The organism is Streptomyces sp. NPDC048825, assembly GCF_043198355.1.
In the GTDB taxonomy this organism is placed as follows: Bacteria; Actinomycetota; Actinomycetes; order Streptomycetales; family Streptomycetaceae; genus Streptomyces; species Streptomyces xiangluensis.
This window is the reverse complement of sequence record NZ_JBICUR010000004.1, coordinates 304645-330909: the sequence shown is the minus strand read 5'-3', so window position 1 is coordinate 330909 and position 26265 is coordinate 304645. Positions and strand designations below refer to the sequence as shown.

Here is a 26265-nt window from a genome sequence, read left to right as displayed (position 1 = left end):
CCAATGCCCGAGCCGCCTGGGCTCAACGCCCGCGCATCTCCCGGTACTTGGCGACCAGCGCCTTCGTCGACTCGTCAAGGCCCGGCACCTCCGCGCCCTCGGTCAGCGCGGGCTCGACACGCTTGGCGAGCACCTTGCCGAGCTCGACACCCCACTGGTCGAAGGAGTCGATGTTCCAGACGGCGCCCTGCACGAACACCTTGTGCTCGTAGAGCGCGATCAGCTGGCCGAGCACCGACGGAGTGAGCTCGCGCGCGAGGATCGTGGTCGTCGGATGGTTGCCCTGGAACGTCTTGTGCGACACCAGCTCCTCGGGCACCCCCTCCGCACGCACCTCGTCCGGCGCCTTCCCGAAGGCCAGCGCCTGCGTCTGCGCGAAGAAGTTGGCCATCAGCAGATCGTGCTGGCCGACAAGCCCCGGCAGCAGATCCGCGACCGGCTCGGCGAACCCGATGAAGTCGGCGGGGATCAGCTTCGTGCCCTGGTGGATGAGTTGGTAGTACGCATGCTGCCCGTTGGTCCCCGGTGTGCCCCACACGACGGGCCCGGTCTGCCACTCCACAGGTTCGCCGTCGCGCCCCACGGACTTGCCGTTGGACTCCATGTCCAACTGCTGCAAGTACGCCGTGAACTTGGACAGATAGTGCGAGTACGGCAGCACCGCGTGCGACTGCGCGTCATGGAAGTTGCCGTACCAGATGCCCAACAGGCCGAGCAGGAGCGGCACGTTGGACTCGGCGGGCGCGGTACGGAAGTGCTCGTCGACCAGCCGGAAACCGTCCAGCATCTCGCGGAACCGGTCCGGACCGATCGCGATCATCAGCGAAAGGCCGATCGCCGAGTCGTACGAGTACCGGCCACCGACCCAGTCCCAGAACTCGAACATGTTGGCCGTGTCGATACCGAAGTCCGACACTTTCTCGGCGTTCGTCGACAAGGCCACAAAGTGCCTGGCGACGGCACCCTGGTCCGCCCTCAGCCCGGTCAGCAGCCAGTCGCGCGCCGAGGTCGCGTTGGTGATCGTCTCGATGGTGGTGAAGGTCTTCGAGGCGATGATGAACAGCGTCTCGGCCGGGTCCAGGTCCCGTACCGCCTCGTGCAGATCGGCCCCGTCCACGTTCGACACGAAGCGGACGGTCAGCTCTCGGTCGGTGAAGGACCGCAGCACTTCGTATGCCATCGCCGGACCGAGATCCGAGCCGCCGATGCCGATGTTGACCACATTGCGGATGCGCTTGCCGGTGTGCCCCGTCCACGCGCCCGAGCGGACGCGGTCCGAGAAGTCGGCCATCTTGTCGAGCACGGCGTGCACACTCGGTACGACGGTCTCGCCGTCGACCTCGATGACCGCGTCGCGTGTCGCGCGCAGCGCGGTGTGCAGCACGGCGCGGTTCTCGGTCGTGTTGATCTTCTCGCCGCGGAACATGGCGTCCCGCAGCCCGAACACATCGGCCGCGGCGGCCAGTTCACGCAGCAGCCGCAGTGTCTCGTCGGTGACCAGATGCTTGGAGTAGTCGACGTGCAGATCGCCGACCTGAAGTGTGTATCCGGCGCCGCGCCCCGGGTCCGCGGCGAACAGCTCACGCAGCCGCACCTCGCCGAGTTCCTCGCGGTGCTTGGCCAGAGCGGTCCACTCGGGCTTCTGGTTGAGCCGGATACGGCTATCTGCGTTCATCTCGGACTTCAGCCTTCTTTCGTACCTGTCCTGCTGCGTACGTTGCCCCGCTGCCGGTCCCAACCTAATTGATCAGGGCTTGACGCCACGCAACAGCTCCGGCCGCGCACCCGTGGGTGCCCGGCCGGTTCCTCAAGTCCTAGATTTCGCCCCGCAGTTTGGCGAGCGCCTCGGCGAGGATCGCCTCGCCGTCCGCGTCGCTGCGCCGCTCCCGTACGTACGCCAGGTGCGTTTTGTACGGTTCGGTGCGCGGCGGGTCCGGCGGGTTGTCCCGGTCCTGTCCGGCCGGAAAGCCGCAGCGCGGGCAGTCCCAGGTTTCGGGTACCTGCGCGTCGCTGGCGAAGCTCGGCTGCGTCTCGTGTCCGTTGGAGCACCAGAAGGAGACGCGCAGCCGTGGCGCGGACTCGCCGCGCTCGGCCTCGCCCATCGGCCCCGCCCCGACCCGGCTTCCTCGGATCGCGTTGCCACTTGCCACGGTTGTAACTCCCTGCGTAATGGTGCCGCGAAGCGAGTCGGCGTGATGCTTCGCTGCGAGCGCCTCAGTGTACGTAAGGGCCAACGCGCGTCCAGTGACTGGAGTTACACCCCACCCAAAGACGCAAGCCCCATGATAGGCCGCGCTCGCGAGCGCGTACCGGACATGGGGCTTTATGCGAAAGATGCGCTGTCGTACCGACGTCAGCCGCTGGTCAGTTGGTGACCTTCATCAGGATGCCGAGCACGACAATGCACGCGGCCCACAACAGACCGACCACGACGGTGATGCGGTCGAGGTTTCGCTCGGCGACCGAGGAGCCGCCGACCGACGACTGCATGCCGCCACCGAACATGTCGGAGAGGCCGCCGCCCTTCCCCTTGTGCATCAGCACCAGCAGCATCAGCAACAGGCTGAAGACGATCAGGGCGATCGAGAACCCCATAACCACGGCTGGACCAACTTCCTCGGACTTGTACGGACGACGGGGGCCGGAGCTCCATAAGCGAAGCCGCCCGGCCCCCGCAAGGGTACGACGTATCGCCGCCAGCGCCTACTTACTGGTCACCGGACCGGTGCTTACTGGTCGCGGAACCGGACGATCTTGACGAACTCGTCGGCGTCCAGAGAGGCGCCGCCGACCAGAGCGCCGTCGATGTCGGGCTTCGCCATGATCTCGGCGACGTTCCCGGCCTTCACGGAGCCGCCGTACTGGATGCGGACCTGGTCGGCCAGCTCCTGCGAGTACAGCTCGGCGAGCTTGCCACGGATCGCCGCGCAGACCTCCTGGGCGTCGTCGGCGCCGCAGACCTTGCCGGTGCCGATGGCCCAGACAGGCTCGTACGCGACCACGATGGACTCGACCTGCTCGGCCGGTACGTCCTTGAGGGCGCCCTCGACCTGGGCGAGCGTGTGCGCGACGTGGTTGCCCGCCTCGCGGACCTCCAGTTCCTCCCCGACGCACAGGATCGGCGTGAGACCGTGCTTGAAGGCGGCCTTGACCTTGGCGTTGCAGAGCTCGTCGGTCTCGTTGTGGTACTGCCGGCGCTCGGAGTGGCCGACCGCCACGTAGGTGCACTTCAGCTTGGCCAGCATCGGGGCGGAGATCTCGCCGGTGTAGGCGCCGGAGTCGTGCGCCGAGACGTCCTGGGCACCGTACTTGATCTTGAGCTTGTCGCCGTCGACCAGGGTCTGCACGGAGCGCAGGTCGGTGAAGGGTGCCAGGACGGCGACCTCGACGGCCTCGTAGTCCTTGTCGGCGAGGGCGAAGGCGAGCTTCTGGACGTGGGCGATGGCCTCGAGGTGGTTGAGGTTCATCTTCCAGTTGCCCGCCATCAGCGGCGTGCGCCCAGAGAAGTTAGATGCAGCCATCAGGGGTCAGTCCTCCAGTGCGGCGAGGCCGGGGAGCGTCTTGCCCTCGAGGTATTCGAGGGAGGCGCCACCACCGGTCGAAATGTGGCCGAATGCCGTCTCGTCGAAGCCCAGGATGCGAACGGCCGCGGCGGAGTCGCCACCGCCGACGACCGTGAAGGCCGGGGAGTCGAGAAGGGCCTGGGCGACCGACTTGGTGCCCTCGGCGTAGTCGGGGTGCTCGAAGACGCCCATGGGACCGTTCCAGAAGACGGTGGCGGCGTCGGCGAGCTTCGAGGCATACAGCTTGCGGGACTCCGGACCGATGTCCAGGCCCATCTGGTCGGCCGGGATGGCGTCCGCGGCGACGGTGGTGGGATTGGCCGGGGCCTTGGTCTTCAGGTCCGGGAACTCGGACCCGACCAGTGCGTCGACGGGCAGGACCAGCTCGACACCAGACTTCTCGGCGCGCTCGATGTACTCGATGACGACCGGGATCTGGTCCTCCTGAAGGAGAGAGCTGCCGATCTCGTACCCCTTGGCCTTGAGGAAGGTGTACGCCATGCCCCCGCCGATCAGCAGCCGGTCGGCCTTGCCGAGCAACTGGTCGATGACGGCGAGCTTGTCGGAGACCTTGGCGCCGCCGAGCGCGACGACATAGGGGCGCTTGACGTCCTCGGTGAGCTTCTTCAGGACACCGACTTCGGTGGCGATGAGGTAGCCGGCGTAGTGCGGCAGGCGCGCCGGGAGGTCGTACACGGAGGCGTGCTTACGGTGCACCGCGCCGAAACCGTCGCCCACGTAGACATCGGCCAGGGCCGCGAGCTGGTCCGCGAACTCGCCGCGCTCGGTGTCGTCCTTCGACGTCTCACCGGCGTTGAAGCGCAGGTTCTCGATGACCGCGACCTGGCCGGGCTCCAGGCCGTTCACTGCGTCGTGGGCGGCGGGGCCGACGGTGTCCTGGGCGAACGCGACAGGCGCGCCGAGGAGTTCACCGAGCCGCTCGGCGGCGGGCAGCAGCGAGAACGCCGGGTCCGGGGCACCCTTGGGGCGGCCCAGATGCGAGGCGACGACCACCTTGGCGCCCGCCTCCGCGAGTGCCTTGACGGTGGGCAGGACGGCGCGGATACGCCCGTCGTCGGTGATGCGGCCGTCGGCCAGCGGCACGTTCAGGTCAGCGCGGACGAAGACCCGCTTGCCGTCCGCGCCTTCGGAGAGGAGTTCGTCGATCGTCTTCATAGGGGGACTCCTGGGATAGCTCTGTTGTCCTGGAGGGCTGATCGATCAGCACGTGACACAGGGCTCGGGCAGCGCGGCCTTGCGCTGCCCGAGCCCTGTGCTCACATCGAGGTGCCTTGCTCTGGGACTTAGAGCTGGCCGCCGACGAAGACCGTGAGGTCCACGAGGCGGTTGGAGTAGCCCCACTCGTTGTCGTACCAGCCGAGGATCTTCACCGACTTGCCCTCCTGGACCATGGTCAGGGAGGAGTCGAAGGTGCAGGAGGCCGGGTCGCCGACGATGTCCGAGGAGACGATCGGGTCCTCGGTGTAGGTCAGGAAGCCCTTGAGGTCACCGTCGTCGGAGGCCTTCTTGAACGCGGCGTTGACCTCGTCCTTGGTGACCTCGCGCTGCAGCTCCACGACCAGGTCGGTGGCCGAGCCGGTCGGGACCGGGACGCGCATCGCGATGCCGTCCAGCTTGCCCTTGAGCTGCGGGAGCACCAGCGCGGTGGCCTTCGCGGCACCGGTGGTGGTCGGGATGATGTTCTCGGCGGCGGCGCGGGCGCGGCGCAGGTCCGAGTGCGGGAAGTCCAGAATGCGCTGGTCGTTCGTGTAGGCGTGGACCGTCGTCATCAGACCCTTGACGATGCCGAAGTTCTCGTCGAGAACCTTGGCCATCGGGGCCACACAGTTGGTGGTGCAGGAAGCGTTCGAGATGACGTGGTGGTTGGCCGCGTCGTACTTGTCCTGGTTGACGCCCATCACGATGGTGATGTCCTCGTCCTTGGCCGGAGCCGAGATGAGGACCTTCTTGGCGCCACCGGCGATGTGCTTCTCGGCGTCGGCCTTCTTCGTGAAGATGCCGGTCGACTCGATCACGATGTCGACACCCAGCTCACCCCACGGGATGTCGGCGGGGTTGCGCTCGGACAGCACCTTGATGGTGTGGCCGTCGACCGTGATGGTGTCCTCGGTGTGGGACACCTCAGCCTTCAGGCGGCCCAGGATGGTGTCGTACTTCAGCAGGTGAGCGGTGGTCGCGGTGTCACCCAGGTCGTTGACAGCCACGATCTCGATGTCTGCACCCTGCTCCAGCAGCGCGCGGAAGTAGTTACGACCGATGCGGCCAAAGCCGTTGATGCCTACGCGGATCGTCACGAACCGATCTCCTCGTTGGTACGCCGGCTCAGATGCCGGCGAGTTGTATGGGATGTCCCCGACCGCCTACGACCCTACCTCCCTGAGGCCCCCAGAGTGACATCCGAGGGCCCATACACGGCACTGCCATCCGTACCCACCAGTAGGGGGACGGACCGCCCGGGCATCGAGGCCCGTAGGGGGGCGTAGGGAGTTGCGTCGGGGCCGTGCGGTCAGCCCACCAGATTGTCGGCCAGTTCCTCGGAGAGGGTGGACTCCGTCCCCGGGATGCCCAGGTCCTGGGCCCGCTTGTCGGCCATGGCGAGCAGTCTGCGGATACGCCCCGCGACGGCGTCCTTGGTCAGCGGCGGGTCGGCGAGCGCGCCCAGCTCCTCCAGGGAGGCCTGCTTGTGCTCCATGCGCAGCCGTCCGGCGGCGGCAAGGTGCTCGGGGACCTCGTCACCGAGGATCTCCAGGGCGCGCTGCACACGGGCTCCGGCGGCGACGGCGGCGCGGGCGGAGCGACGCAGGTTGGCGTCGTCGAAGTTGGCGAGACGGTTCGCCGTGGCGCGGACCTCGCGGCGCATCCGGCGTTCCTCCCAGGCCAGCACGGCCTCGTGGGCGCCGAGGCGGGTCAACAGCGCGCTGATCGCGTCACCGTCACGGACGACCACCTTGTCCACGCCGCGCGCCTCACGGGCTTTGCTGGCGATCTGGAGCCGCCGGGCCGCGCCGACCAGCGCGAGCGCCGCCTCGGGTCCCGGGCAGGTCACCTCCAGGGAGGACGAGCGGCCCGGCTCGGTCAGCGAGCCGTGCGCGAGGAACGCCCCGCGCCAGGCCGCCTCGGCGTCACAGGTGGCGCCCGAGACCACTTGCGGGGGCAGCCCGCGGATCGGCCGGCCCCGGCCGTCGACCAGCCCCGTCTGACGGGCCAGCTGGTCGCCGCCGGCAACCACACGGACGACATAGCGGGAGCCGCGGCGCAGGCCCCCGGGAGCCATCACGATCAGCTCGGAGCTGTGGCCGAAGATTTCCAGGACGTCCCGCTTGAGGCGGCGCGCCGCCATCGCGGTGTCCAGCTCCGCCTCGATCACGATGCGGCCACTCACCAGGTGGAGGCCGCCGGCGAACCGCAGAAGGGAGGAGACCTCCGCCTTTCTGCAGCAGGTCCGGGTGACGGGGAGCCGGGAGATCTCATCCTTCACCGCTGCCGTCATCGCCATGGGCCGATCCTTCCATGCATCCGAAAAATACGGTCGTACGCGGCGGCCAACAGCTCCGGATCGTGCCTCGGAGATCCATCGGTCCGGGCCACCGGCGCCAGCTCGACCGCGGCCCCGAACCGCTGAGCGGCTTCGGTGAGTAAATCGCGGTCGGGCACGGCGGCCTCGTCGGCCAGTACCACGTCCAGGGCGAGTTTAGGGGCGTGTCGTCCCAAAACCTCCAAATGACGCTGCGGGGAGAAGCCCTCGGTTTCTCCCGGCTGCGGGGCGAGGTTCAAGGAGAGCACCCGGCGCGCCTTCGTCTCCGTGAGCGCGTCGAGCAGATCGGGCACGAGGAGATGCGGGATCACCGAGGAGAACCAGGAGCCGGGGCCGAGGACCACCCAGTCCGCGTCGAGGACCGCCGCGACGGCCTCGGGGACGGCGGGCGGGTCGTGCGGCACGACGTGCACGGACTGCACCTCGCCGGTGGTCAGGGCAACGGTGGCCTGGCCGCGTACCGTCTCGATGTCCTCGGGCCGCTCCGGATCGTGGCCCTTGACGAGGGCCTGGAGCTCCAGGGGCACGGCGGACATGGGCAGCACGCGCCCCTGCGCGCCCAGGAGCTTGCCGACCAGGTCCAGGGCCTGGACGTGGTCGCCCAACTGCTCCCAGAGGGCGACGATCAGCAGATTGCCGACCGCGTGCTCGTGCAGTTCGCCCTGGGACTGGAAGCGGTGCTGGATGACGCGGGCCCAGGTCTGGCCCCAGTCGTCGTCGCCGCACAGCGCGGCGAGAGCCTTGCGCAGATCGCCGGGCGGGAGCACGCCCAGCTCGTCGCGGAGACGGCCGCTCGAGCCGCCGTCGTCGGCGACCGTGACGACCGCGGTGAGGTCGCCGGTGATGCGACGCAGGGCGGCGAGCGAGGCGGACAGTCCCATGCCACCGCCGAGCGCGACGACCTTGGGCTGCGTGCCGCGGCGGCGTGGCTTGCCGCCGCGCGCCTCGGCGGGCTTGCCGCCCTGGCCTTCGGTGCCGACCCGGCGCAGCCTGCTCAGTCGCAGCGTACGACCCGTCATTCGCGGCCCATGTCCCGGTGGACGACGACCGTCTCCACTCCCTCGGACACCAGACGGGCGGCGAGCTTCTCCGACATCGCGACGGAGCGGTGCTTGCCTCCGGTGCAGCCGACCGCGATGGTCACATAGCGCTTGCCCTCGCGGCGGTAGCCGGCCTGGACGAGGCGGAGCAGCTCGGCGTACCGGTCGAGGAACTCCTTGGCGCCTGGCTGGTTGAAGACGTATGCCGCGACCTCTTCGTTGAGGCCGGTGTACTGGCGCAGCTCCGGGACCCAGTGCGGGTTGGGCAGGAACCGCATGTCCACGACCAGGTCGGCGTCGACCGGGAGGCCGTACTTGAAGCCGAAGGACATGACGGTGGCCCGCAGCTCGGGCTCCTCCTCTCCGGCGAACTGGGCGTCCATCTTGGCGCGCAGCTCGTGCACGTTCAGGCTGGAGGTGTCGATCACCAGGTCGGCGTCGCCTCGCAGTTCCCGGAGTAGTTCGCGCTCGGCGGCGATGCCGTCGACGATGCGGCCGTCGCCCTGGAGGGGATGCGGGCGGCGCACGGACTCGAAACGGCGCACCAGGGCGTCGTCGGAGGACTCCAGGAAGACGATCCGCCGCGTGACGCTCTTGGACTCCAGGTCGGCGAGGGACTCACGGAGGTTGTCGAAGAAGCGGCGCCCCCGTACGTCGACGACGACCGCGATCCTGGCGACGTTGCCCTGGGAGCGGGCGCCGAGCTCCACCATGGTGGGGATCAGCGCGGGCGGGAGGTTGTCGACTACGAACCAGCCGAGATCCTCCAGACACTTGGCGGCGGTCGACCGGCCCGCGCCGGACATACCGGAGATGATCACCAGCTCGGGGATGGCCGCATCGGGGACCCCTGCTGTTTCGATACCCGTACTCACTTGTGCTCCGTCTTGCCGGCCAGCTTCGGGCGCTTGCTCGCCCGCTTGCTTGCTCGCTTCGGGCGGCGAGTGATCATCGCTCGCCGCCTTCGGCGGTTTCTCGTGTTCCGCTGTGCGCCCGGCTTCCTGTTCGGCTGTGCGCCCGGTGCCTTGCCCGTCCTGCTCGCTCATGGTTCCTGCCCCCGTCGCTCGTTCGAGGCGCCCGCAGATACGGGCTCCTGAGCGGAACCCTCCGTCGTATCGGGTACTGCGTCCGCCTCGTATTCCTCGTCTTCCATGATCTCTCCAGTCGCCGTGTTCACGGCGGGTGCGGCCGGGGTCGCCTCGGCGAGGGCCACGGCGATCACCTCGGCCGTCTTGCGGCCTATGCCGGGGACCTCACAGATCTGCTCGATGGTCGCGGATCGCAGCTTCTTCACCGAACCGAAGTGCTTGACCAGCGCCTGTTTACGCGTTTCACCGAGGCCCGGCACATCGTCCAGCGGGCTCGCCCTGAAGCGCTTGGCCCGCTTGGTGCGCTGGTAGGTGATCGCGAAGCGGTGCGCCTCATCGCGCACACGCTGAAGAAGATAGAGCCCTTCGCTGGTCCGTGGGAGCACCACCGGGTCGTCATCGCCGGGCAGCCAGACCTCTTCGAGGCGCTTTGCTAGGCCGCACACGGCGATGTCGTCGATGCCGAGCTCGTCCAGCGCCTTCTGGGCGGCCGCGACCTGAGGCTGCCCGCCGTCGACGACGACCAGCTGCGGCGGGTACGCGAACCGCTTGGGCCGGCCGTCGTCCTCGGTGAGCGTGTTCTCCCCGTCCGCCCACTCGCCGGTCTTCTCCTTCTCGGCGAGGTAGCGCTTGAAGCGGCGGGTGATCACCTCGTGCATGGAACGGACATCGTCCTGGCCGGCGAAGCCCTTGATCTGGAAACGGCGGTACTCGTTCTTGCGCTGGAGGCCGTCCTCGAAGACCACCATGGAGGCCACGACGTCGTCCCCCTGGAGGTGAGAGATGTCGTAGCACTCGATCCGCAGGGGCGCGCTGTCCAGGTCGAGGGCCTCGGCGATCTCCTCCAGAGCGCGCGAGCGGGTGGTCAGGTCGGAGGCGCGCTTGGTCTTGTGCAGCCCGAGTGCCTGGAGGGCGTTGCGCTGCACCGTCTCCATCAGGGCCTTCTTGTCGCCGCGCTGCGGAATGCGCAACGAGACATTGGAGCCCCGGCGCGTGGTGAGCCACTCCTGGACGGGCTCGACGGGATCGGGCAGTGCCGGGACGAGCACCTCCTTGGGCACGGAGTCGCCTTTCTCCTCGCCGTACAACTGCTGGAGGGCGTGCTCGACGAGATCCCCGGTGGTGACGGCCTCCACCTTGTCCGTCACCCAGCCTCGCTGGCCGCGCACCCGTCCGCCCCGCACGTGGAAGATCTGCACCGCGGCTTCCAGCTCGTCCTCGGCGACCGCCATCAGATCGGCGTCTGTCGCGTCGGCGAGCACGACCGCGTTCTTCTCCATGGCCTTCTTGAGGGCCTCGATGTCGTCGCGGAGGCGGGCCGCCCGCTCGTACTCCATCTCCTCGGCCGCGTCCGTCATCTGCCGCTCCAGACGACGGATGTACGTCCCTGTGCGGCCGGCCATGAAGTCGCAGAACTCATCGGCGAGTTGACGATGGTCCTCGGCGGAGATCCGCTCGACGCAGGGGGCCGAGCACTTGCCGATGTAGCCGAGCAGACAGGGGCGGCCGGTGCGCTCGGCGTTCTTGAACACGCCGGCGGAGCAGGTGCGGACGGGGAAGACCCGCAGCAGGAGGTCCACGGTGTCGCGGATCGCCCACGCATGCCCGTACGGGCCGAAGTAGCGCACGCCTTTGCGCTTGTGGCCGCGCATCACCTGCACGCGCGGGAACTGCTCGTTCATCGTCACCGCGAGGTACGGGTAGCTCTTGTCGTCGCGGTACTTGACGTTGAACCGGGGGTCGTACTCCTTGATCCAGGAGTACTCCAGCTGCAGCGCCTCGACCTCCGTGGACACCACCGTCCACTCCACCGACGCTGCCGTCGTCACCATGGTGCGCGTACGCGGGTGGAGGCCCGCCAGGTCCTGGAAGTAGCTGGCCAGGCGTTGGCGCAGGCTCTTCGCCTTTCCGACGTAGATCACCCGGCGGTGCTCGTCGCGGAACCTGTAGACCCCCGGCGAGTCGGGGATCTGCCCCGGCTTGGGGCGGTAGCTGGAGGGGTCGGCCATGTCTCACACCCTACTGGCGTGGTGTGACACCGCGGCGGCCCTGTGGACGGAGCCTCTGCGCCCCTGTGGACAGAACTCTGCCGGGAGTTGCCGAGTTTTGACCGCTGGGCGCCAAGTGTTGCCCGGCCATGATCAACACGCTTCAATGCGGGATGACTTGGGGCCGTAAACCTCGGCATTCACAGAAGGGCTCCTGCATGCGGCACGGCATACAGCACGCGGACGTCGCCACGGCCGAACTGGAGACCGCCCTGCGGGACGGCCCCTTCCATGTGGCCCTGCGCGCCGCGATCGCCGCCCGCGGACTGCCGCTGCAGCGCGTCCAGCATCATCTGTCGCGGTACGGGGTCAAGGTCGGCGTGACGAGCCTGAGCTACTGGCAGCAGGGCGCCCGCCGCCCGCAGCGCCCCGAGTCGCTGCGGGCCGTACGCGCCCTGGAGGAGATCCTCCAGCTGCCCGACGAGTCGCTGGTACGACTGCTCGCCCAGGCCGAGGAGCGCCCCGGTCCGGCACACCCCGCGGCCCGTTCGTACCGCTCCCGGGTGGAGGCCTCCGGCGCCCTGGAGAAGCTGCTCGCCGAGCTGGGAGCGTCGCTCGACAGTGGACTGCACATGCTCGGCCGGCACGAGCGGGTGCGCATCGGATCACGCCGGGAGCTGTCGGGGCGCGACTCGCAGCACATCGTGCGCGCCCACAAGGACGGCATCGACCGCTATGTGGCCGTCCACCACGGCGACCCGGGGTGCGCACCGGAGCACATGACAGTGCACGCCCTGGAGAACTGCCGTACGGGACGCGTGCGTTGGCACCACGACACCGGGGTGCTCGTGGCGGAGCTTCTCTTCGACACTCGGCTGCGGATCGGCGACACCTGCCTGTTCCGCTACGGCGTCGAGGACGGCACGGCCGGCGCGTCCAGGGAGTACGTCCGCGACTTCGGCTCCCCGGGCGGTCAGTACGCCCTGGAGGTTCAGTTCGCCGAGGACGCGCTGCCCGTGCGCTGCCACCGTTTCACCCAGCACTCGGCGGCGGCGCCGCGCAGCGGCCGCCAGGAACTGACGCTCAGCGGGCACCATCGGTCGGTTCACATGGTCGAGCCGCGGGTGCGGTCGGGGATCGTGGGGATCGGGTGGGACTGGGAGTGACAGCGAGCGGCTGAGGCGGCGCTTGGGGGCGGGTGGCGTAGCGCTGCACGTAGACGCTGACGTAAACGATTGCGCAAGCGCTCGCGTAAAGGCTTGCGCAAACGCTTACGTAATCGTTTGCGCAAGCGTTTACGTCTGCCGTCCCATGAGGTACGGTCCGTCCAGACAGCGCCCGGCTGTACGGCCGCTGCGAGGGTGGGAGGAGGCACCACATGGCGACCATGGTCGACGTGGCCCGCAGCGCGGGCGTTTCCGTCGCGACGGTCTCGCACGTCCTCAACAACACCCGCACGGTGCGGCCGGCCACCCGCCAGGCGGTGCTCGACGCCATCGACGAGCTCGGCTACACGCCCAACTCGCTGGCGAGATCCCTGGTCACGGCGCGTACCCGATCCATCGGGCTCGCGGTGTCGGCGATCAGCAATCCGTACTTCACGGAGATCCTGCAGGGTGTCGAGGCCGGTGCCCTGGAGCAGGGGTACAGCCTGCTGATCGCGGACCCCCACGACGATCCGCAGCACGAGCGCAAGGTGGTCCAACTGCTGCACGAGCGGCGGGTGGACGGCATGATCGTCGCGCCGTCGGTGCATCCGGGCGAGCTCATGGGCTACCTCGGGCGGCATGACGTACCGACGGTGTTCCTGGACCGGCTGGTCGACGAGTCCGCGGCGCCCGGCTTCACGTTCGACCAGGTCTGCGCGGAGAACGCCGAGCCCGTCAGGCATCTGGTCACCCACCTCGCCGAGCTGGGCCACAAGAGGATCGGCCTGGTCGGCGGTCTGCCGGGGCTCAGCACCACGAGTGAGCGGATCTCGGGTTACCGGCACGGGCTCGCGTACGCGGGGCTCCCGTTCGACGAACGTCTCGTGGTGTCCGGCAGCTCGGAGGCGGAGGGCGCCGAGCGCGCGACCGGCGACCTGCTGTCTCTCCCGGTGCCGCCGACGGCTCTTGTCACCGCGAACAACGCCATGACCATCGGCGCACTGCGAGCCCTGCGGGAGCGGGGTCTGTCCGTGCCCGATGACGTGGCCCTGTGCTGTTTCGACGACTTCTCCTGGGCGGACCTCTTCTCGCCCCGGCTCACCGCGGTCTCCCAGCCCAGCAAGGAGATCGGGGGCCAGGCCGTACGGCTGCTCCTGGAGCGGCTGGCCTCCCCCGGCCGTCCGGCCCGTACGCTCCGGCTGCCCTCCGCCTTCGTTCACCGCACTTCGTGCGGCTGCCCCGAGAAAGGACCCGACTCGTGATCGTCGTCGCCGGTGAGGCCCTGATCGACCTGGTGCCGCAGGAGGCGGGCGCGCTCGCGGGACTCGATCCGCGCCGCGGCGGCGGCCCGTACAACACGGCGGTGGCGCTGGGCCGCCTCGGCTCCCCGGCAGCCTTCTGCTCCCGGGTGTCGTCCGACGTCTTCGGCGAGGCCCTGCTCGACGGGCTGCGTGAGGCGAACGTCGACGTGTCGTCCGTGCAGCGGGGCGCAGAGCCGACGACCCTCGCTGTCGCGTCGATCGGCACGGACGGCTCGGCCCGTTACTCGTTCTACGTCGAGGGCACGGCGGACCGGTTGTTCTCGGCTCCGGACCAACTCCCGTCCGGTACAAGGGCGGTGTCCTTCGGCACCTGCTCGCTGGTGCTGGAGCCGGGCGCGAGTGCCTACGAGGAGCTGATGCGGGTCGCGGCCGCGCAGGGCGTGTTCACCACGCTCGACCCGAACATCCGCTCAGTGCTGATCTCCGACGCGGACGCCTACAGGGCCCGGTTCAAGAGCTGGCTGCCCTCGGTGTCGCTGCTCAAAGTGTCCGAGGAGGACGCGGACTGGCTCGGCGGCACCCCGCGCGAGTGGCTGACATCGGGCCCGGCTGCCGTCGTGGTCACGCACGGCGGCGACGGCCTGACCGTCTTCACCCGCGACGGCGCGGAGTACGCGGTGCCGGGCGAACGGGTCGACGTGGTGGACACGATCGGCGCCGGCGACACGGTGAACGCGGCCCTGCTGCACGGTCTCGCCGCCCGCGACGCCCTGTCCGCGGCGGCGCTGGCCGACCTGGGCGCCGACGGCTGGGGCGACCTGCTGCGATTCGCGGCACGCGCGGCGGCGATCACCTGCTCACGAGCGGGCGCGGAGCCGCCGTACGCCTCTGAGGTGGGCGACTTCTAGACGGTCTGTGCGGCCACCGGCGGGCGTCAGTTGTTGACCGCGCGCAACGCGCCGGGCCGGCGGCCATTGAGCCGGTCGAGCGCGTCGGCCGTGGCGTCGTCGGCGGGCAGGTGCACGATCAGGCGCTGGCCGTCGTTCGGCAGGGCGAGCGTCTCGTGGGCGAGGCGCAGAGGGCCGACTTCGGGATGGGCGACGAGGTCGGCTCCGGTCGGCCGGGGCATGACGGGCATGGCGGCCATGCGGTCGGCGAACGGGGCTCCGGCCGTGACGGTCAACTCGTCGATCAGCGCGGCCGCATGGGGATCGCTGGACGGCGCCTCGTGCCGGAAGGCGGCGACCTGCTCGTCGGCCACGCGATCCCAGTCCGGGAAGGCGGCGCGGGCCCTCTCGTCGATGAACACAAAGCGGAGGATGCTGGGTTGCGCGCCGTCGAGCAGCCCCAAGGGGGCCGCGAGCCGTTCATAACCGGTGGTGTACGCGAGGATGTCGCCGAGCCAGTTCAGCAGGACGGCGGGGGTGGGCTCCAGCCGGTCCAGCAGGGCCCGCGTGGTGGGACGCACCATGCGGGTCGGAGTCATCCCGCCGCTGCAGAGCACGGCGTCGTCGCCCGACTCCTTCGCCAGGCGGCGCAGCAGGATGCGGTCGTGCACGGCCAGCCGCAACGCGTCCGCCAGGGCGCCGAGCACCTGGGACGACGGGTTGCGGTCACGGCCCTGTTCGAGCCGGGTCAGGTACTCGACACTGATGCCGGCCAGCGTGGCCAGCTCGGCGCGGCGCAGCCCCGGCGTGCGACGACGGGGTCCGGTGGGCAGCCCCACCTCGGCGGGTGTGACCGCCTCACGGCGCGTGCGCAAGAAGGTGCCCAACTCGTTGTCGCTCACCCAAGGAACGTATCAACGCACGAGCACTGGAGGGTGGCCCTGTCACTACCATCCTCAGCCCGGTCTCCCTCCCGTCCGGCATCTCTCGCAGAGTGGCCGCATGGCTAACGACAACACCTCGACCGCAGTGTCCGCTTCCGCTCTCCCGCTGCTCCCCGGCGACTGGGAGCTCGACCCCCTCCATTCCGCCGTGAACTTCACCATCCGCCACCTCGGCATCGCCAAGGTGCGGGGCCGCTTCAGCGAGGTGAAGGCCGAGCTGTACGTGGGTGAGTCGGCCGACGACATCAAGGTGAGCGCCGAGATCGCGCTGGCCTCCATCGACACGGGCAACGCCGACCGTGACGCGCACACCCGCTCCCCCGAACTGCTCGACGTGGCGACCCGCCCGACGATGACGTACCGATCCACTCGTGTGTCCGGAAAGGGCGAGGAGTGGTCGATGGAGGGCGAGTTGACGATCGGCGGGGTGACGCGTCCGGTGACGTTCGCAGTGGAGTTCGGGGGCGTGGTGGACTCCGTCATCGACAACCGCAGGCACGCCGGATTCGAGGCGGCCGGCGAGATCCGGCGCAGCGACTTCGGCCTGGACTTCGCCCCGGGGCTGCTCGGTGAAGTGGTCAAGATCCAGCTGGACATGCAGTTCGTCGAGCCGCAGGGGCAGGCCGGCTGACTGTGCAACGCGCCGCGCCCCACAGGAGGAGTTCCCGTGGGGCGCGGCGCGTTCGTGTGAGCCGGCTGTACGCGTACGAACCCGGCTCAGGCCTTCCGGGCGCCCGCCGTCTTCTTCGCCGGAGCCGCCTTCCTCGTAGCCGCGTCCGCCTTCTTGGTGGCGGTGCTGTTGGCGGTCCTGGCCGTCGCCGCCGTCCTAGTCATCGACTTGGCGGCCACCGTCTTCTTGGCCGCCACCTTGCGCGGGGCCTTCACCGGTTCGGCGTCGCTGACGCGCTCGGCGCCCAGCACCTCCCTCAAGAACTTGCCGGTGTGGCTCGCCGGCACCCCCGCGACCTGCTCGGGCGTGCCCTCGGCGATGACGAGGCCGCCACCGTTTCCGCCCTCGGGGCCCATGTCGACGACCCAGTCCGCGGTCTTGATGACGTCGAGGTTGTGCTCGATGACGATGACCGTGTTGCCCTTGTCGACCAGGTCCGACAGGACCGAGATCAGCTTGCTGATGTCTTCGAAGTGCAGACCGGTGGTCGGCTCGTCGAGTACGTAGACCGTACGTCCCGTCGACCGCTTCTGGAGTTCGGAGGCCAGCTTCACGCGCTGGGCCTCGCCGCCGGAGAGGGTCGGCGCGGGCTGGCCGAGCCGCACATAGCCGAGACCGACGTCGTTGAGGGTCTTCAGGTGGCGCGCGATCGCGGGCACGGCCTCGAAGAAGCCGTGGGCCTCCTCGATGGGCATGTCCAGGACCTCGGAGATGGACTTGCCCTTGTAGTGGACCTCCAGCGTCTCCCGGTTGTAGCGCGCCCCGTGGCAGACCTCGCAGGGGACATACACGTCCGGAAGGAAGTTCATCTCGATCTTGATGGTGCCGTCACCGGAGCAGTTCTCGCAGCGGCCGCCCTTGACGTTGAAGGAGAAGCGCCCCGGCATGTAGCCGCGGACCTTCGCCTCGGTCGTCTCGGCGAACAGCTTGCGGACGTGATCGAAGACTCCGGTGTACGTCGCCGGGTTCGACCGAGGCGTGCGGCCGATGGGCGACTGGTCGACGTGTACGACCTTGTCGACGAGGTCGTCCCCGTCCACGCGCGTGTGCCGCCCGGGAACGTTCCGGGCGCCGTTCAGCTCGCGGGCCAGGTGGGTGTAGAGGATGTCGTTGACGAGCGTCGACTTTCCGGAGCCCGAGACGCCCGTGACGGCCGTGAGGACGCCCAGGGGGAAGGACACGTCGATGTCCTGGAGGTTGTTCTCGCGGGCGCCGTGCACGGTGAGCTTGCGGATCGGGTCGGCGGGGCGGCGGATCTCCGGGAGTGCGATCTCCTTCTTGCCCGCCAGGTACTGCCCGGTCACCGACTCGGGGTTGGCCAGCAGCTCCTTCAGGGGGCCGCTGTGTACAACCTTGCCGCCGTGCTCCCCCGCGCCGGGGCCGATGTCCACGACCCAGTCGGCGACCTTGATCGTGTCCTCGTCGTGTTCGACGACGATGAGCGTGTTGCCCATGTCGCGCAGCCGGACCAGGGTCTCGATGAGGCGGTGGTTGTCGCGCTGATGCAGCCCGATGGAGGGCTCGTCCAGGACGTACAGGACGCCTACGAGGCCGGAGCCGATCTGAGTGGCCAGGCGGATGCGCTGGGCCTCGCCGCCGGAGAGGGTGCCCGCCGCTCGGTTCAGCGAGAGGTAGTCGAGGCCTACGTCGACGAGGAACCTCAGCCGTTCGTTGACCTCCTTCAGGACGCGCTCGGCGATCTTCTTGTCGCGCGCGTTGAGCTTCATCTCGCCCAGGAATTCCGCGCAGTCGCTGATGGACATCGCGGAGACCTCGGCGATCGACTTCCCGAGGACGGTGACCGCGAGGATGAGGGGCTTGAGGCGCGTGCCCTCACAGGTGGGGCAGGGCACCTCGCGCATATAGCCCTCGAAGCGCTCGCGGCTCGCGTCGCTCTCGGCCTCGCTGTGCCGCCGCTTCACGAAGGGGACGGCCCCTTCGAAGGGCGTGGTGTAGACGCGCTCGCGGCCGTAGCGGTTTCTGTACCGCACCTCGATCTGCGTCTTGTGCCCGTACAGGAGGGCCTTCTTGGCGCGCTGCGGGAGGCCCGCGAAGGGGATGTCGGTCCGGAATCCCAACGCGTCCGCGAGGGCTCCGATCAGACGCCCGAAGTAGTCCTTGGTGTGCCCGTGCGACCAGGGGTGGATGGCTCCCTCGTCGAGGGACTTCTCCTCGTCGGGGACGATCAGCTCGGGGTCGACCTCCATGCGTGTACCGATACCCGTGCACTCCGGGCAGGCGCCGAAGGGCGAGTTGAAGGAGAAGGAACGGGGCTCCAGCTCTTCGAAGGACAGGTCGTCGTACGGGCAGTAGAGGTGCTCCGAGTACATGCGCTCGCGCTCGGGGTCGTCCTGGGGGAGGTCGACGAAGTCGAGGACGACCATGCCGCCGGACAGGCCGAGCGCGGTCTCCACGGAGTCCGTGAGGCGGCGCTTGGCGCCCTCCTTCACCGTGAGGCGGTCGACGACGACCTCAATGGTGTGCTTCTCCTGCTTCTTCAGCTTCGGCGGTTCGGAGAGCTGGATCGTCTCTCCGTCGACCCGGGCCCGGCTGTACCCCTTGGTCTGGAGATCACCGAAGAGGTCGACGAACTCGCCCTTGCGCTCACGCACCAGTGGCGACAGGACCTGGAAACGGCTCCCCTGGGGCAGCTCCAGAACCCTGTCGACGATCGCCTGCGGCGACTGGCGTGAGATGGGGCGACCGCACTCGGGGCAGTGTGGCTTGCCGATGCGCGCGAAGAGCAGGCGCAGGTAGTCGTAGACCTCGGTGATGGTGCCGACCGTCGAGCGCGGGTTGCGCGAGGTCGACTTCTGGTCGATGGAGACGGCCGGCGACAGGCCCTCGATGAAGTCGACATCCGGCTTGTCCATCTGCCCGAGGAACTGCCGGGCGTACGAGGACAGCGACTCGACGTACCTCCGCTGTCCCTCGGCGAAGATCGTGTCGAACGCGAGCGAGGACTTGCCCGACCCGGACAGACCCGTGAAGACGATGAGCGAGTCGCGCGGGAGGTCGAGCGAGACGTTCTTGAGATTGTGCTCGCGCGCCCCACGGACGATGAGACGGTCGGCCACGCCGGTCCGCACCTTTCTTGAGAGAAGTGACAGGGGCGGGGCCCCCGTCTTTTTTCAGACTAGGGGGAGCCACTGACAGCGCCGGTTGGTTTCCCTGGTTGGTAACAATCCCGGGCCATCCAGCATGCCCGACGCCGCGCCTGAGCCTATAGCACGCGCATTCGATTTGCAGGGGCGGTCCTCCACCTTCACCCGAACGTGCGGCGGAGCTAGGGTCGTTGCCATGAACGATCATGTGCGCGACCTGGCGTCAGTACGTGACGCGACCGAACGACTGCTCACCGCAGCGGCCAAACTCGACAACGCCTCCGTGGCCGAGCCGTCACGGCTGCCCGGCTGGAGCCGCGGCCATGTCCTGGCCCACCTCGCCCGCAACGCGGACGCTCTCGTCAACGTTCTCGAAGGGCGCCCCATGTACGCCTCCGCGGACGCCCGCGACACCGACATCGAGCGGGACGCGCCACGGCCGCTGGACGTCCAGCTGGCCGACGTACGCGAGAGCGCGGCCCGCTTCCAGGCGACGGGCGCCGCGCCTGCGGACTGGTCCCGCACGGTGGAGCTGCGCAACGGGGTTACCGACGCGGCATCCCGGGTGCCGTTCCGGCGGTGGGTCGAGGTGGAGCTGCATCACGTGGATCTGGGGATCGGGTACGAGCTGGAGGACCTGCCGGAGGATTTCACGGAGCGGGAGATCGGCTTCCTCGCCGAGCGCTTCACCGGGCATCCAGAAGTGCCGCCCACACGCATCACGGACGGCACGCGCGCGTGGAGCACGGGAAGAGTGGCAACCGAGCCGGAGATCACCGTCACGGGGCGCCAGGCCGACCTGCTCGGCTGGCTCTGCGGCCGCCGCGACGGTTCCGCACTGAGCACCGATGGCGGTCCGCTCCCCGCACTCCCTCCGCTATAGGCTGAAGAACATGACGTACAGCGGAGCGGTGAAGGTCGGCGGCCCTGCGGATGTGCACGAGTTGCAGGACCTGATGATCTCCAAGGTCGCGGTCGGCCCGATGAACAACAACGCCTATCTGCTGCGCTGCCGGGCCACCGACGAGCAGCTCCTGATCGACGCGGCCAACGACGCCGGGACGCTGCTCACGCTGATCGGCGCCGACGGCATCGCATCCTTGGTCACCACTCACCAGCACGGCGACCACTGGCAGGCGCTCGCGGAGGTCGTGGCGGCCACGGGCGCGCGTACGTACGCGGGTCGTCAGGACGCGGAGGGCATCCCCGTAGCGACCGACGTCCTGGTCGACGACGGCGACACGATTCGGGTGGGGCGCGTGGAGCTGACCGCGCGCCATCTGGTGGGGCACACGCCCGGCTCGATCGCGCTCGTCTACGACGATCCGCATGGGCATCCTCATGTGTTCACGGGTGACTGTCTTTTCCCGGGTGGCGTGGGCAACACCCGGAAGGATCCAAAGGCGTTCGCCAGCTTGATCCGCGATGTCGAGACGAAGATTTTCGGTGTGCTCCCCGACGAGACGTGGGTCTACCCGGGGCACGGCAACGACACGACGCTGGGCGCGGAGCGGCCGCATCTGCCGGAGTGGCACGCGCGGGGCTGGTGAACTGCCCGGCCCAGGCAGTGGGTTGAGGAACAGCTTGGCGTCGGGCGGGCGTTGGCCTTCGTGTACTCGTCAGGCGGGGACGCGCGTTTCGCGGGCGCGCGCCGTCGCGCGCCCCGTGTGAACCGAGCGCACGCGCCGGTGTCACGCACGCGCTCCCGGCGCACGCGGCGGCGCGGTCCACTGGAGGCAGCCCGCGCAGGAAGACGCTCCTGAGCGGAGGGGTCGCCGGCCACCCGAATCCCCGCCCTCGGGCCGGCGGCCCATCACGGCGGCGGTCGGTCGACGTCCGGCGGCCGGCCACCACCGTGGTGTGACGGGGCCGCGAGCCCGCCTCCGGGCGGCCCGCGGCCCACGCGTCAGGCCTCCGCGCGACCCGCTCCCACCAGCGCCACGACCCGCTCCACCCCGAACACGTATCCCTGCACGCCGCAGCCCGCGATGACCCCGTCGGCGCGGAGCGAGACGTACGAGTGATGCCGGAACTCCTCACGCTTGTGGATGTTGGAGATGTGGACCTCCAACACGGGCATGTCATCACAGGTGTTGAGGGCGTCCAGGATCGCGACGGAAGTGTGCGAGTAGGCGCCGGGATTGATCACGATGCCGACATGGTTCAGGCGGGCCTCGTGGATCCAGTCGACCAACTCGCCCTCGTGGTTGGACTGGCGGAAGTCCACCGTCCCGCCGTACATGGCAGCCGCCTTGGCGCACATCCCCTCGACGTCGGCGAGCGTGTCCGAGCCGTAGATCTCCGGCTGGCGCTGGCCCAGGAGATTCAGGTTGGGGCCGTTGAGGATCATGATCGGGGCGGTGGCGAGGGTGCGGGGCACTGTTCCTCCGGTCCTGTCGGCTGAGCCGTCGCCCGAGGGCGACGCTCAGGTCTGCTGCTCAGACTCGGTTTATCACGGTGCGCCGGGGCGGGGACGGCTCGTACGCTCCGGTCATGACGCCACCGACGTATCCGTCCAAGCCGTCGCCCGGCGACCGGATCGCCGTCATCTCGCCGTCCGCGGGGCTCCCGGGCCTCTTCCCGCTCCCCTACGAGTTGGGCCTGGAGCGGCTGCGCAAGGAGTACGGTCTCGAACCGGTCGAGTACCCGACGACCCGCACGATGGGCGCGACACCACAGGCGCGAGCCGACGACATCCACGCAGCGTTCGCCGATCCGACGGTCAAAGCGGTCATCGCGTCGATCGGCGGCGACGACCAGATCACCGTACTGCCGCTGCTGGACCGGGAGTTGATCCGCGCGAACCCTAAGCCGTTCTTCGGCATGAGCGACAACACGAACCTGCTCGCGTATCTGCACAACACCGGGATCGTCGCCTATCACGGCGCGAGCGTGATGTGCGAACTCGGCCGGCCGGGCGCCGTGCACCCGCTGACCGCGGAGTCACTGCGGGCCGCGCTCTTCACCTCCGGGGAGTACGAACTCAGGCCCGCCGAGCGTTTCCGTGACATCGACCTGCCATGGGACTCCCCGGAGACCTTCGCCTCCGAACCGCCGACCGAGCCCGGTGGCGGCTGGACCTGGCACCGCCCGGAGCGTGTGGTCGAGGCGCGCTCCTGGGGCGGCAACATCGAGATCTTGTCCTGGCTGCTGATGGCGGATCGCGAGATCGCCCGCGATCCCTCCGTGTACGACGGCTGCGTGCTGGTCCTTGAGACGTCCGAGGACATGCCGAGTGCCAACGACGTCTTCTGGATCCTGCGGAGCATGGGCGAGCGCGGACTGCTCGGCCGCTTCCCCGCGCTCCTGATGGGCCGCCCGAAGACGTGGTCGTTCGAGAAGCCCAACGCCCCTGAGGCGAAGGCCCGTTACGCGCGCGAGCAGCGTGAGGCCGTGCTCCGGGCGGTGGACATGTATGCCCGGGACATGATGGTCGTCCTCGACGTGGACTTCGGTCACACCGATCCGCAACTGGTCATCCCCTACGGGGGCGTGATCCGCGTGGACGGCCCGGCCCGACGCGTCACGGTCACGTACTGAAGGATGCCGAGCCTCCGCGCTGCGGCTCGCGGCGGCCTCGTCGGCGCGTCGCACTCTGTGACGCCCGCAGGACAGAAGCAAGCACCGGGAGCGGTCGCCGGCAAGGCGCCGACCGCTCCCGGTGCTGTTTGTTGCTTCCGACGCCGTCAGGCTCAGGCCTCGATGCTGTCCTTCGGAGTCCCTTCGGTCTCCTTCTGCGCCGCCTCGGCCGCCGCCTGCTTCTTGGAGGCCATCAGGCTGGTGATCGTGGTGACGATCAGGACCGCGCAGATCACGCCGAGGGAGACCGGGATGGAGATCTCCGGGACGTGGACCCCGGACTCGTGCAGGGCGTGCAGCACCAGCTTGACGCCGATGAAGCCGAGGATGACCGACAGTCCGTAGCTGAGGTGGACCAGCTTCTTGAGCAGTCCGCCGATGAGGAAGTACAGCTGCCGCAGACCCATCAGCGCGAAGGCGTTGGCCGTGAAGACGATGTACGGGTCCTGCGTCAGGCCGAAGATCGCGGGGATCGAGTCGAGCGCGAAGAGGACGTCCGTGGTGCCTATCGCGAGCATGACGACGAGCATCGGCGTCATGACCCGCTTGCCGTTCTGCTGGATCCACAGCTTGGTGCCGTGGTAGCGGTCGGCCACACCGAAGCGCTTCTCGGCGGCCTTGAGCAGCTTGTTCTCCTCCCACTCCTCGTCGTCCTGGTCGGCCCGAGCCTCCTGGATCAGCTTCCAGGCGGTGTAGATGAGGAAGGCGCCGAAGATGTAGAAGACCCACGCGAAGCTCGCGAGGATCGCGGCACCCGCGGCAATGAAGATCGCCCGGAGCACGAGCGCTATCAGTACGCCGACGAGAAGGACCCGCTGCTGGTACTGCGAGGGCACCGAGAACTTCGCCATGATCAGGACGAAGACGAAGAGGTTGTCGACGCTCAGCGATTTCTCGGTGATGAAGCCCGCGAAGAACTCGCCTGAGGGCTGGCCGCCGCCGAAGACGAGCAGCCCGAGTCCGAACAGTCCCGCCAGGACGATCCAGACGATGGTCCAGATTCCGGCTTCCTTGATCGATACGTCGTGGGGTTTGCGGCCGATGAAGAAGTCGACCGCGATGAGGGCGGCAAGGCCCACGATGGTCAGGACCCAAAGGGTCGTCGAGACATCCACTGCGCCTCCGGCAGTACGTAACGGCAAATGTCAGCGTCGTCGCTGCCGGAGGTCTCTTCCACCCGGGGCTCCTGGGCGCAATGAGACGCCTGGTGCCTTCGGGCCGACGCCCCGGGATCTGGCCAGATCCGTATTGACGGGCACGCCGCAGTAGTAAGGGAGTACTCCCCTCCGCACGAAAAACAGTACCTCAATCACCAAGGAACGGTAAAGAGATTGGCAAAGAAAAGGACAAATGTGCTGGTCAGATGGGTTGACCAAGATTTGGGACGGCACGCGGGACTGGCTGCGACCGAGCAGGCGACGGACTCCGCGGAGCGTCAGCGGTTCCAGGCACGGCGGGCCGCCGCGACCTGAGTGAGGACGTGCTGGAGCACTTGACTGCCGGGAGGTACGAGCGAGGGCTCGTACGTCCACGCGTGCCCGACCCAGGGGTCGGCGAGGTGGTCGTCGGGCACGGGAGTGAGGCGCAGGAGCGAGCGCCAGAGCGGGTCGAGCAGCGGTCCGTAGGCGGCGGCGTCCTCCCGGTCGGCCACCAGCATGACGTGGACGCCGACGGCCGGACCCTCGTCCGCGAGGTAGCGCAGCTGGGTCACCGCGCGGTCGTCGAAACCATGCGGGAAGTCATTGACGATCAGCAGCTGCTCAGCTGTGTCCAGGTCGGGTGGCAGTGAGTCGGCCGCGCCTCCGCGGATCGCCATCTGCACCAGGTCGACGCGCTGGGTGAGCCTGGCCAGGACGTCGGTAACTCCTGCGGCGCCGGCGGCGGGCGGAGTATGGAGCACACCGGTCTGTACGAGCGGTGCGAGCGCCGAGGCGCCGGAACCCGCCGGGTCGATGACGTGCACCGTGTATTCGCCCGCCGGGTAGACGGCGAGCAGCCGGGCGGCATGCGCAACTGCTGTGTCCATGGCGAGGCGGCGCAGCTCGTCGGAGTCGGCGAGCGAGCCGTCGAGAGATCCGGCGCGGCCGCTGTCGATCCACAGGCCACGCTCCAGCGGCAGCCGTACCAGCATCGGGATGCTCAGCCCGGAGCTCTCGGGCAGCTGGAGATCGCCGAGGCGCAGGGCCATGGGGATCTCCATCGGCACGCGGTAGCCCTGCCAGACGGGGCTGTCCCAGCGCGCGAACGCCGTGGGCAGCGCGGGCTCGACGACCTCCGCCTCGGCGCTGAGCTGGGCGAGGTCACGGTCGAGCGCGGCCCTTGCCTGATCGACGAGCTGGGAGTGCTTGGCGCGGGCCGTCTCACGGGCGGCATCCGCCTGTCCGCCTATGCGGCTGCGCGGGTCGGACAAGACCCTGTCGAGCTCCTGTTCCATACGCGAGTCGGCGAAGTCGACGGCACTGCGATAGGCGGCCGTGGTGCGGGCCAGATCCTCGAACATGCCCCACACCTGGTTGTAGAGCCGCTCCTCCATGGACCAGCCGGTCGCGTCGCCCGCGACGGGCTGCGCGGGCTGTCCGGGCTGGGCCGGTGGCGCGGTCGGCGGGGGCGAGGGGGGCGCGGCGGCTTGCCGGCCGGGGTGGCTGTAGTTGACCGGACCACCGGCTGTCGGCCGGGAAGGCGGCGTGGTGGCGGACGGGTCGGTCTGACCGGGTCCTGCGGGGTAGCCGGTCTGCTGCGGTACGTGGCCGGTGGCGCCCTGAGGGGTGGGGCCGCCCTGCTCGGGGCTCAGCGCCGATGTCGCGGTGTGCCGGGAGCGGTCGCCGTCGGCCGTGCGCGGCGGAGGCGCAGCCACCGAACGTGCCAGGCCCCGGGCCACCGCTTCGTTGATGTCGTTCGCGAGCTGGGGTGCCTGGGCCAGGCCCTGGTCGGCGAGGAGTTCGGCGAGGCCCCCCGCATAGCCCTGGCCGACCGCGCGCACCTTCCAGGCACCCTGCCTGCGGTACATCTCCAGAGCGACGACGGCCGTCTCTGCGTCGAGGCCCGTGATCGTGTAGCTGGCGATCTCGGACCCGTCGAGTCCGGTGACCGCCACAAAGGGAGCGGCGACGGAGCCGAACCGGCCGGGACCGCCGACTCCGGACGGCAGTGCGAGCAGCACACTGACCCGGTGCACGGCCTCCGTCAGGGCGTCCAGGTCGAAGGCGAGGCGGTGGTCGGCCGCCGCCTGCTTGGAGACCTCGAGACCGGGCAGAGTGGGCGAGCCGGGGTGGGCCACCCACTCGACGCCCCGCACCTTGCCGTTCTCGTCGCTGAGCGTGGCTCCCGCCACGATCGGCTTGCCGGCGGACACCCGGACCTCGAGTCGGGCTTGGGGCAGCGGATGGTTCTGTCCCCGCACCAGCTCGGCCGTCATCGCCTTCTCCCCCTCGTTGTC

General features: G+C 69.1%; 22 protein-coding genes. 7 read left to right on the top strand and 15 right to left on the bottom strand.

Annotation, left to right across the window (positions count from 1 at the left end; genetic code table 11):
• Positions 1–22 precede the first annotated feature (22 nt).
• The 10 genes from pgi to uvrC form a co-directional block, all read right to left on the bottom strand.
• Positions 23–1675, bottom strand: coding sequence for a glucose-6-phosphate isomerase (gene pgi, locus ACGFNK_RS12900; protein ID WP_393415116.1), 1653 nt, complete (start codon positions 1673–1675; stop codon positions 23–25).
• Between the two features lie 139 nt (positions 1676–1814).
• Positions 1815–2150 (bottom strand): RNA polymerase-binding protein RbpA, encoded by a 336-nt coding sequence (locus tag ACGFNK_RS12895; RefSeq protein WP_119105043.1) that lies wholly within the window; start codon positions 2148–2150, stop codon positions 1815–1817.
• Positions 2151–2364: 214 nt separating this feature from the next.
• A complete protein-coding gene (gene secG, locus ACGFNK_RS12890; RefSeq protein WP_165342601.1) occupies positions 2365–2595 on the bottom strand; it encodes a preprotein translocase subunit SecG in 231 nt (76 codons plus the stop codon).
• Positions 2596–2729: 134 nt separating this feature from the next.
• Positions 2730–3485: a triose-phosphate isomerase gene (gene tpiA, locus ACGFNK_RS12885; RefSeq protein WP_386346423.1), complete on the bottom strand. Its 756-nt coding sequence runs from the start codon at positions 3483–3485 to the stop codon at positions 2730–2732.
• Between the two features lie 42 nt (positions 3486–3527).
• Positions 3528–4739 (bottom strand): phosphoglycerate kinase, encoded by a 1212-nt coding sequence (locus ACGFNK_RS12880; protein ID WP_386345675.1) that lies wholly within the window; start codon positions 4737–4739, stop codon positions 3528–3530.
• Positions 4740–4867: 128 nt separating this feature from the next.
• Entirely contained in the window at positions 4868–5878 is a 1011-nt protein-coding gene (gap, locus tag ACGFNK_RS12875; RefSeq protein WP_386345676.1) for a type I glyceraldehyde-3-phosphate dehydrogenase, read from the bottom strand.
• Positions 5879–6090: 212 nt separating this feature from the next.
• A complete protein-coding gene (gene whiA, locus ACGFNK_RS12870) occupies positions 6091–7080 on the bottom strand; it encodes a DNA-binding protein WhiA (protein ID WP_165342597.1) in 990 nt (329 codons plus the stop codon).
• Positions 7071–8138 (bottom strand): uridine diphosphate-N-acetylglucosamine-binding protein YvcK, encoded by a 1068-nt coding sequence (yvcK, locus tag ACGFNK_RS12865; protein ID WP_393415110.1) that lies wholly within the window; start codon positions 8136–8138, stop codon positions 7071–7073. The genes whiA and yvcK overlap by 10 nt, the downstream gene beginning before the upstream one ends.
• Positions 8135–9205, bottom strand: coding sequence for an RNase adapter RapZ (rapZ, locus tag ACGFNK_RS12860; RefSeq protein ID WP_393415107.1), 1071 nt, complete (start codon positions 9203–9205; stop codon positions 8135–8137). The genes yvcK and rapZ overlap by 4 nt, the downstream gene beginning before the upstream one ends.
• Positions 9202–11256 carry an excinuclease ABC subunit UvrC gene (uvrC, locus tag ACGFNK_RS12855; protein WP_393415104.1) on the bottom strand — a complete coding sequence of 685 codons (2055 nt, stop codon included), beginning with the start codon at positions 11254–11256 and terminating at the stop codon, positions 9202–9204. Before uvrC ends, rapZ begins: the two co-directional genes overlap by 4 nt.
• A gap of 197 nt (positions 11257–11453) precedes the next feature.
• Here uvrC and ACGFNK_RS12850 point away from each other — a divergent pair, with 197 nt between their 5' ends.
• The 3 genes from ACGFNK_RS12850 (at position 11454) to ACGFNK_RS12840 (ending at position 14553) form a co-directional block, all read left to right on the top strand.
• The gene (locus ACGFNK_RS12850) at positions 11454–12401 is read left to right on the top strand and encodes a hypothetical protein (protein WP_393415101.1); all 948 of its coding nucleotides are present in this window, start codon (positions 11454–11456) and stop codon (positions 12399–12401) included.
• A gap of 212 nt (positions 12402–12613) precedes the next feature.
• Positions 12614–13645 carry a LacI family DNA-binding transcriptional regulator gene (locus ACGFNK_RS12845; protein WP_393415099.1) on the top strand — a complete coding sequence of 344 codons (1032 nt, stop codon included), beginning with the start codon at positions 12614–12616 and terminating at the stop codon, positions 13643–13645.
• Positions 13642–14553 (top strand): carbohydrate kinase, encoded by a 912-nt coding sequence (locus ACGFNK_RS12840; protein ID WP_393415096.1) that lies wholly within the window; start codon positions 13642–13644, stop codon positions 14551–14553. Before ACGFNK_RS12845 ends, ACGFNK_RS12840 begins: the two co-directional genes overlap by 4 nt.
• Before the next feature lie 26 nt (positions 14554–14579).
• Here the strand turns inward: ACGFNK_RS12840 and ACGFNK_RS12835 are convergent, their stop codons facing one another.
• Positions 14580–15434 (bottom strand): helix-turn-helix domain-containing protein, encoded by an 855-nt coding sequence (locus tag ACGFNK_RS12835; RefSeq protein WP_393415093.1) that lies wholly within the window; start codon positions 15432–15434, stop codon positions 14580–14582.
• Between the two features lie 100 nt (positions 15435–15534).
• Here ACGFNK_RS12835 and ACGFNK_RS12830 point away from each other — a divergent pair, with 100 nt between their 5' ends.
• A complete protein-coding gene (locus ACGFNK_RS12830) occupies positions 15535–16107 on the top strand; it encodes a YceI family protein (protein ID WP_393415090.1) in 573 nt (190 codons plus the stop codon).
• A gap of 86 nt (positions 16108–16193) precedes the next feature.
• On the opposite strand, the gene uvrA is transcribed toward ACGFNK_RS12830, so the two are convergent.
• On the bottom strand, positions 16194–19223 hold the full coding sequence (uvrA, locus tag ACGFNK_RS12825; protein WP_393415087.1) for an excinuclease ABC subunit UvrA: 3030 nt from the start codon (positions 19221–19223) through the stop codon (positions 16194–16196).
• Positions 19224–19446: 223 nt separating this feature from the next.
• On the opposite strand from uvrA, the gene ACGFNK_RS12820 reads away from it, so the two are divergent.
• Both ACGFNK_RS12820 and ACGFNK_RS12815 read left to right on the top strand, forming a co-directional pair.
• Positions 19447–20133, top strand: a complete 687-nt coding sequence (locus ACGFNK_RS12820) for a maleylpyruvate isomerase family mycothiol-dependent enzyme (RefSeq protein ID WP_393415084.1) — start codon at positions 19447–19449, stop codon at positions 20131–20133.
• Between the two features lie 10 nt (positions 20134–20143).
• Positions 20144–20800 carry an MBL fold metallo-hydrolase gene (locus ACGFNK_RS12815; RefSeq protein WP_393415081.1) on the top strand — a complete coding sequence of 219 codons (657 nt, stop codon included), beginning with the start codon at positions 20144–20146 and terminating at the stop codon, positions 20798–20800.
• Between the two features lie 356 nt (positions 20801–21156).
• Here the strand turns inward: ACGFNK_RS12815 and aroQ are convergent, their stop codons facing one another.
• On the bottom strand, positions 21157–21630 hold the full coding sequence (gene aroQ / locus ACGFNK_RS12810) for a type II 3-dehydroquinate dehydratase (protein WP_393415078.1): 474 nt from the start codon (positions 21628–21630) through the stop codon (positions 21157–21159).
• Between the two features lie 113 nt (positions 21631–21743).
• Between aroQ and ACGFNK_RS12805 the strand changes: the two genes are divergently transcribed.
• Positions 21744–22790 carry a S66 peptidase family protein gene (locus tag ACGFNK_RS12805; protein ID WP_393415075.1) on the top strand — a complete coding sequence of 349 codons (1047 nt, stop codon included), beginning with the start codon at positions 21744–21746 and terminating at the stop codon, positions 22788–22790.
• Between the two features lie 152 nt (positions 22791–22942).
• Here ACGFNK_RS12805 and ACGFNK_RS12800 read toward each other — a convergent pair whose 3' ends face one another.
• Both ACGFNK_RS12800 and ACGFNK_RS12795 read right to left on the bottom strand, forming a co-directional pair.
• Complete coding sequence (locus tag ACGFNK_RS12800) at positions 22943–23944, bottom strand: TerC family protein (RefSeq protein ID WP_393415072.1); 1002 nt, start codon at positions 23942–23944, stop codon at positions 22943–22945.
• Between the two features lie 320 nt (positions 23945–24264).
• A complete protein-coding gene (locus ACGFNK_RS12795) occupies positions 24265–26244 on the bottom strand; it encodes a TerD family protein (RefSeq protein ID WP_393415069.1) in 1980 nt (659 codons plus the stop codon).
• Between the last annotated feature and the right edge of the window lie 21 nt (positions 26245–26265).

Coding starts and splice junctions, on each gene's coding strand:
- pgi (WP_393415116.1), bottom strand. CDS start 1,675: ATGAACGCAGATAGCCGTATCCGGCTCAACCAGAAGCCCGAGTGGACC.
- secG (WP_165342601.1), bottom strand. CDS start 2,595: ATGGGGTTCTCGATCGCCCTGATCGTCTTCAGCCTGTTGCTGATGCTG.
- tpiA (WP_386346423.1), bottom strand. CDS start 3,485: ATGGCGGGCAACTGGAAGATGAACCTCAACCACCTCGAGGCCATCGCC.
- ACGFNK_RS12880 (WP_386345675.1), bottom strand. CDS start 4,739: ATGAAGACGATCGACGAACTCCTCTCCGAAGGCGCGGACGGCAAGCGG.
- whiA (WP_165342597.1), bottom strand. CDS start 7,080: ATGGCGATGACGGCAGCGGTGAAGGATGAGATCTCCCGGCTCCCCGTC.
- yvcK (WP_393415110.1), bottom strand. CDS start 8,138: ATGACGGGTCGTACGCTGCGACTGAGCAGGCTGCGCCGGGTCGGCACC.
- rapZ (WP_393415107.1), bottom strand. CDS start 9,205: ATGAGCGAGCAGGACGGGCAAGGCACCGGGCGCACAGCCGAACAGGAA.
- uvrC (WP_393415104.1), bottom strand. CDS start 11,256: ATGGCCGACCCCTCCAGCTACCGCCCCAAGCCGGGGCAGATCCCCGAC.
- ACGFNK_RS12850 (WP_393415101.1), top strand. CDS start 11,454: ATGCGGCACGGCATACAGCACGCGGACGTCGCCACGGCCGAACTGGAG.
- ACGFNK_RS12845 (WP_393415099.1), top strand. CDS start 12,614: ATGGCGACCATGGTCGACGTGGCCCGCAGCGCGGGCGTTTCCGTCGCG.
- ACGFNK_RS12830 (WP_393415090.1), top strand. CDS start 15,535: ATGGCTAACGACAACACCTCGACCGCAGTGTCCGCTTCCGCTCTCCCG.
- ACGFNK_RS12820 (WP_393415084.1), top strand. CDS start 19,447: ATGAACGATCATGTGCGCGACCTGGCGTCAGTACGTGACGCGACCGAA.
- ACGFNK_RS12815 (WP_393415081.1), top strand. CDS start 20,144: ATGACGTACAGCGGAGCGGTGAAGGTCGGCGGCCCTGCGGATGTGCAC.
- ACGFNK_RS12805 (WP_393415075.1), top strand. CDS start 21,744: ATGACGCCACCGACGTATCCGTCCAAGCCGTCGCCCGGCGACCGGATC.
- ACGFNK_RS12795 (WP_393415069.1), bottom strand. CDS start 26,244: ATGACGGCCGAGCTGGTGCGGGGACAGAACCATCCGCTGCCCCAAGCC.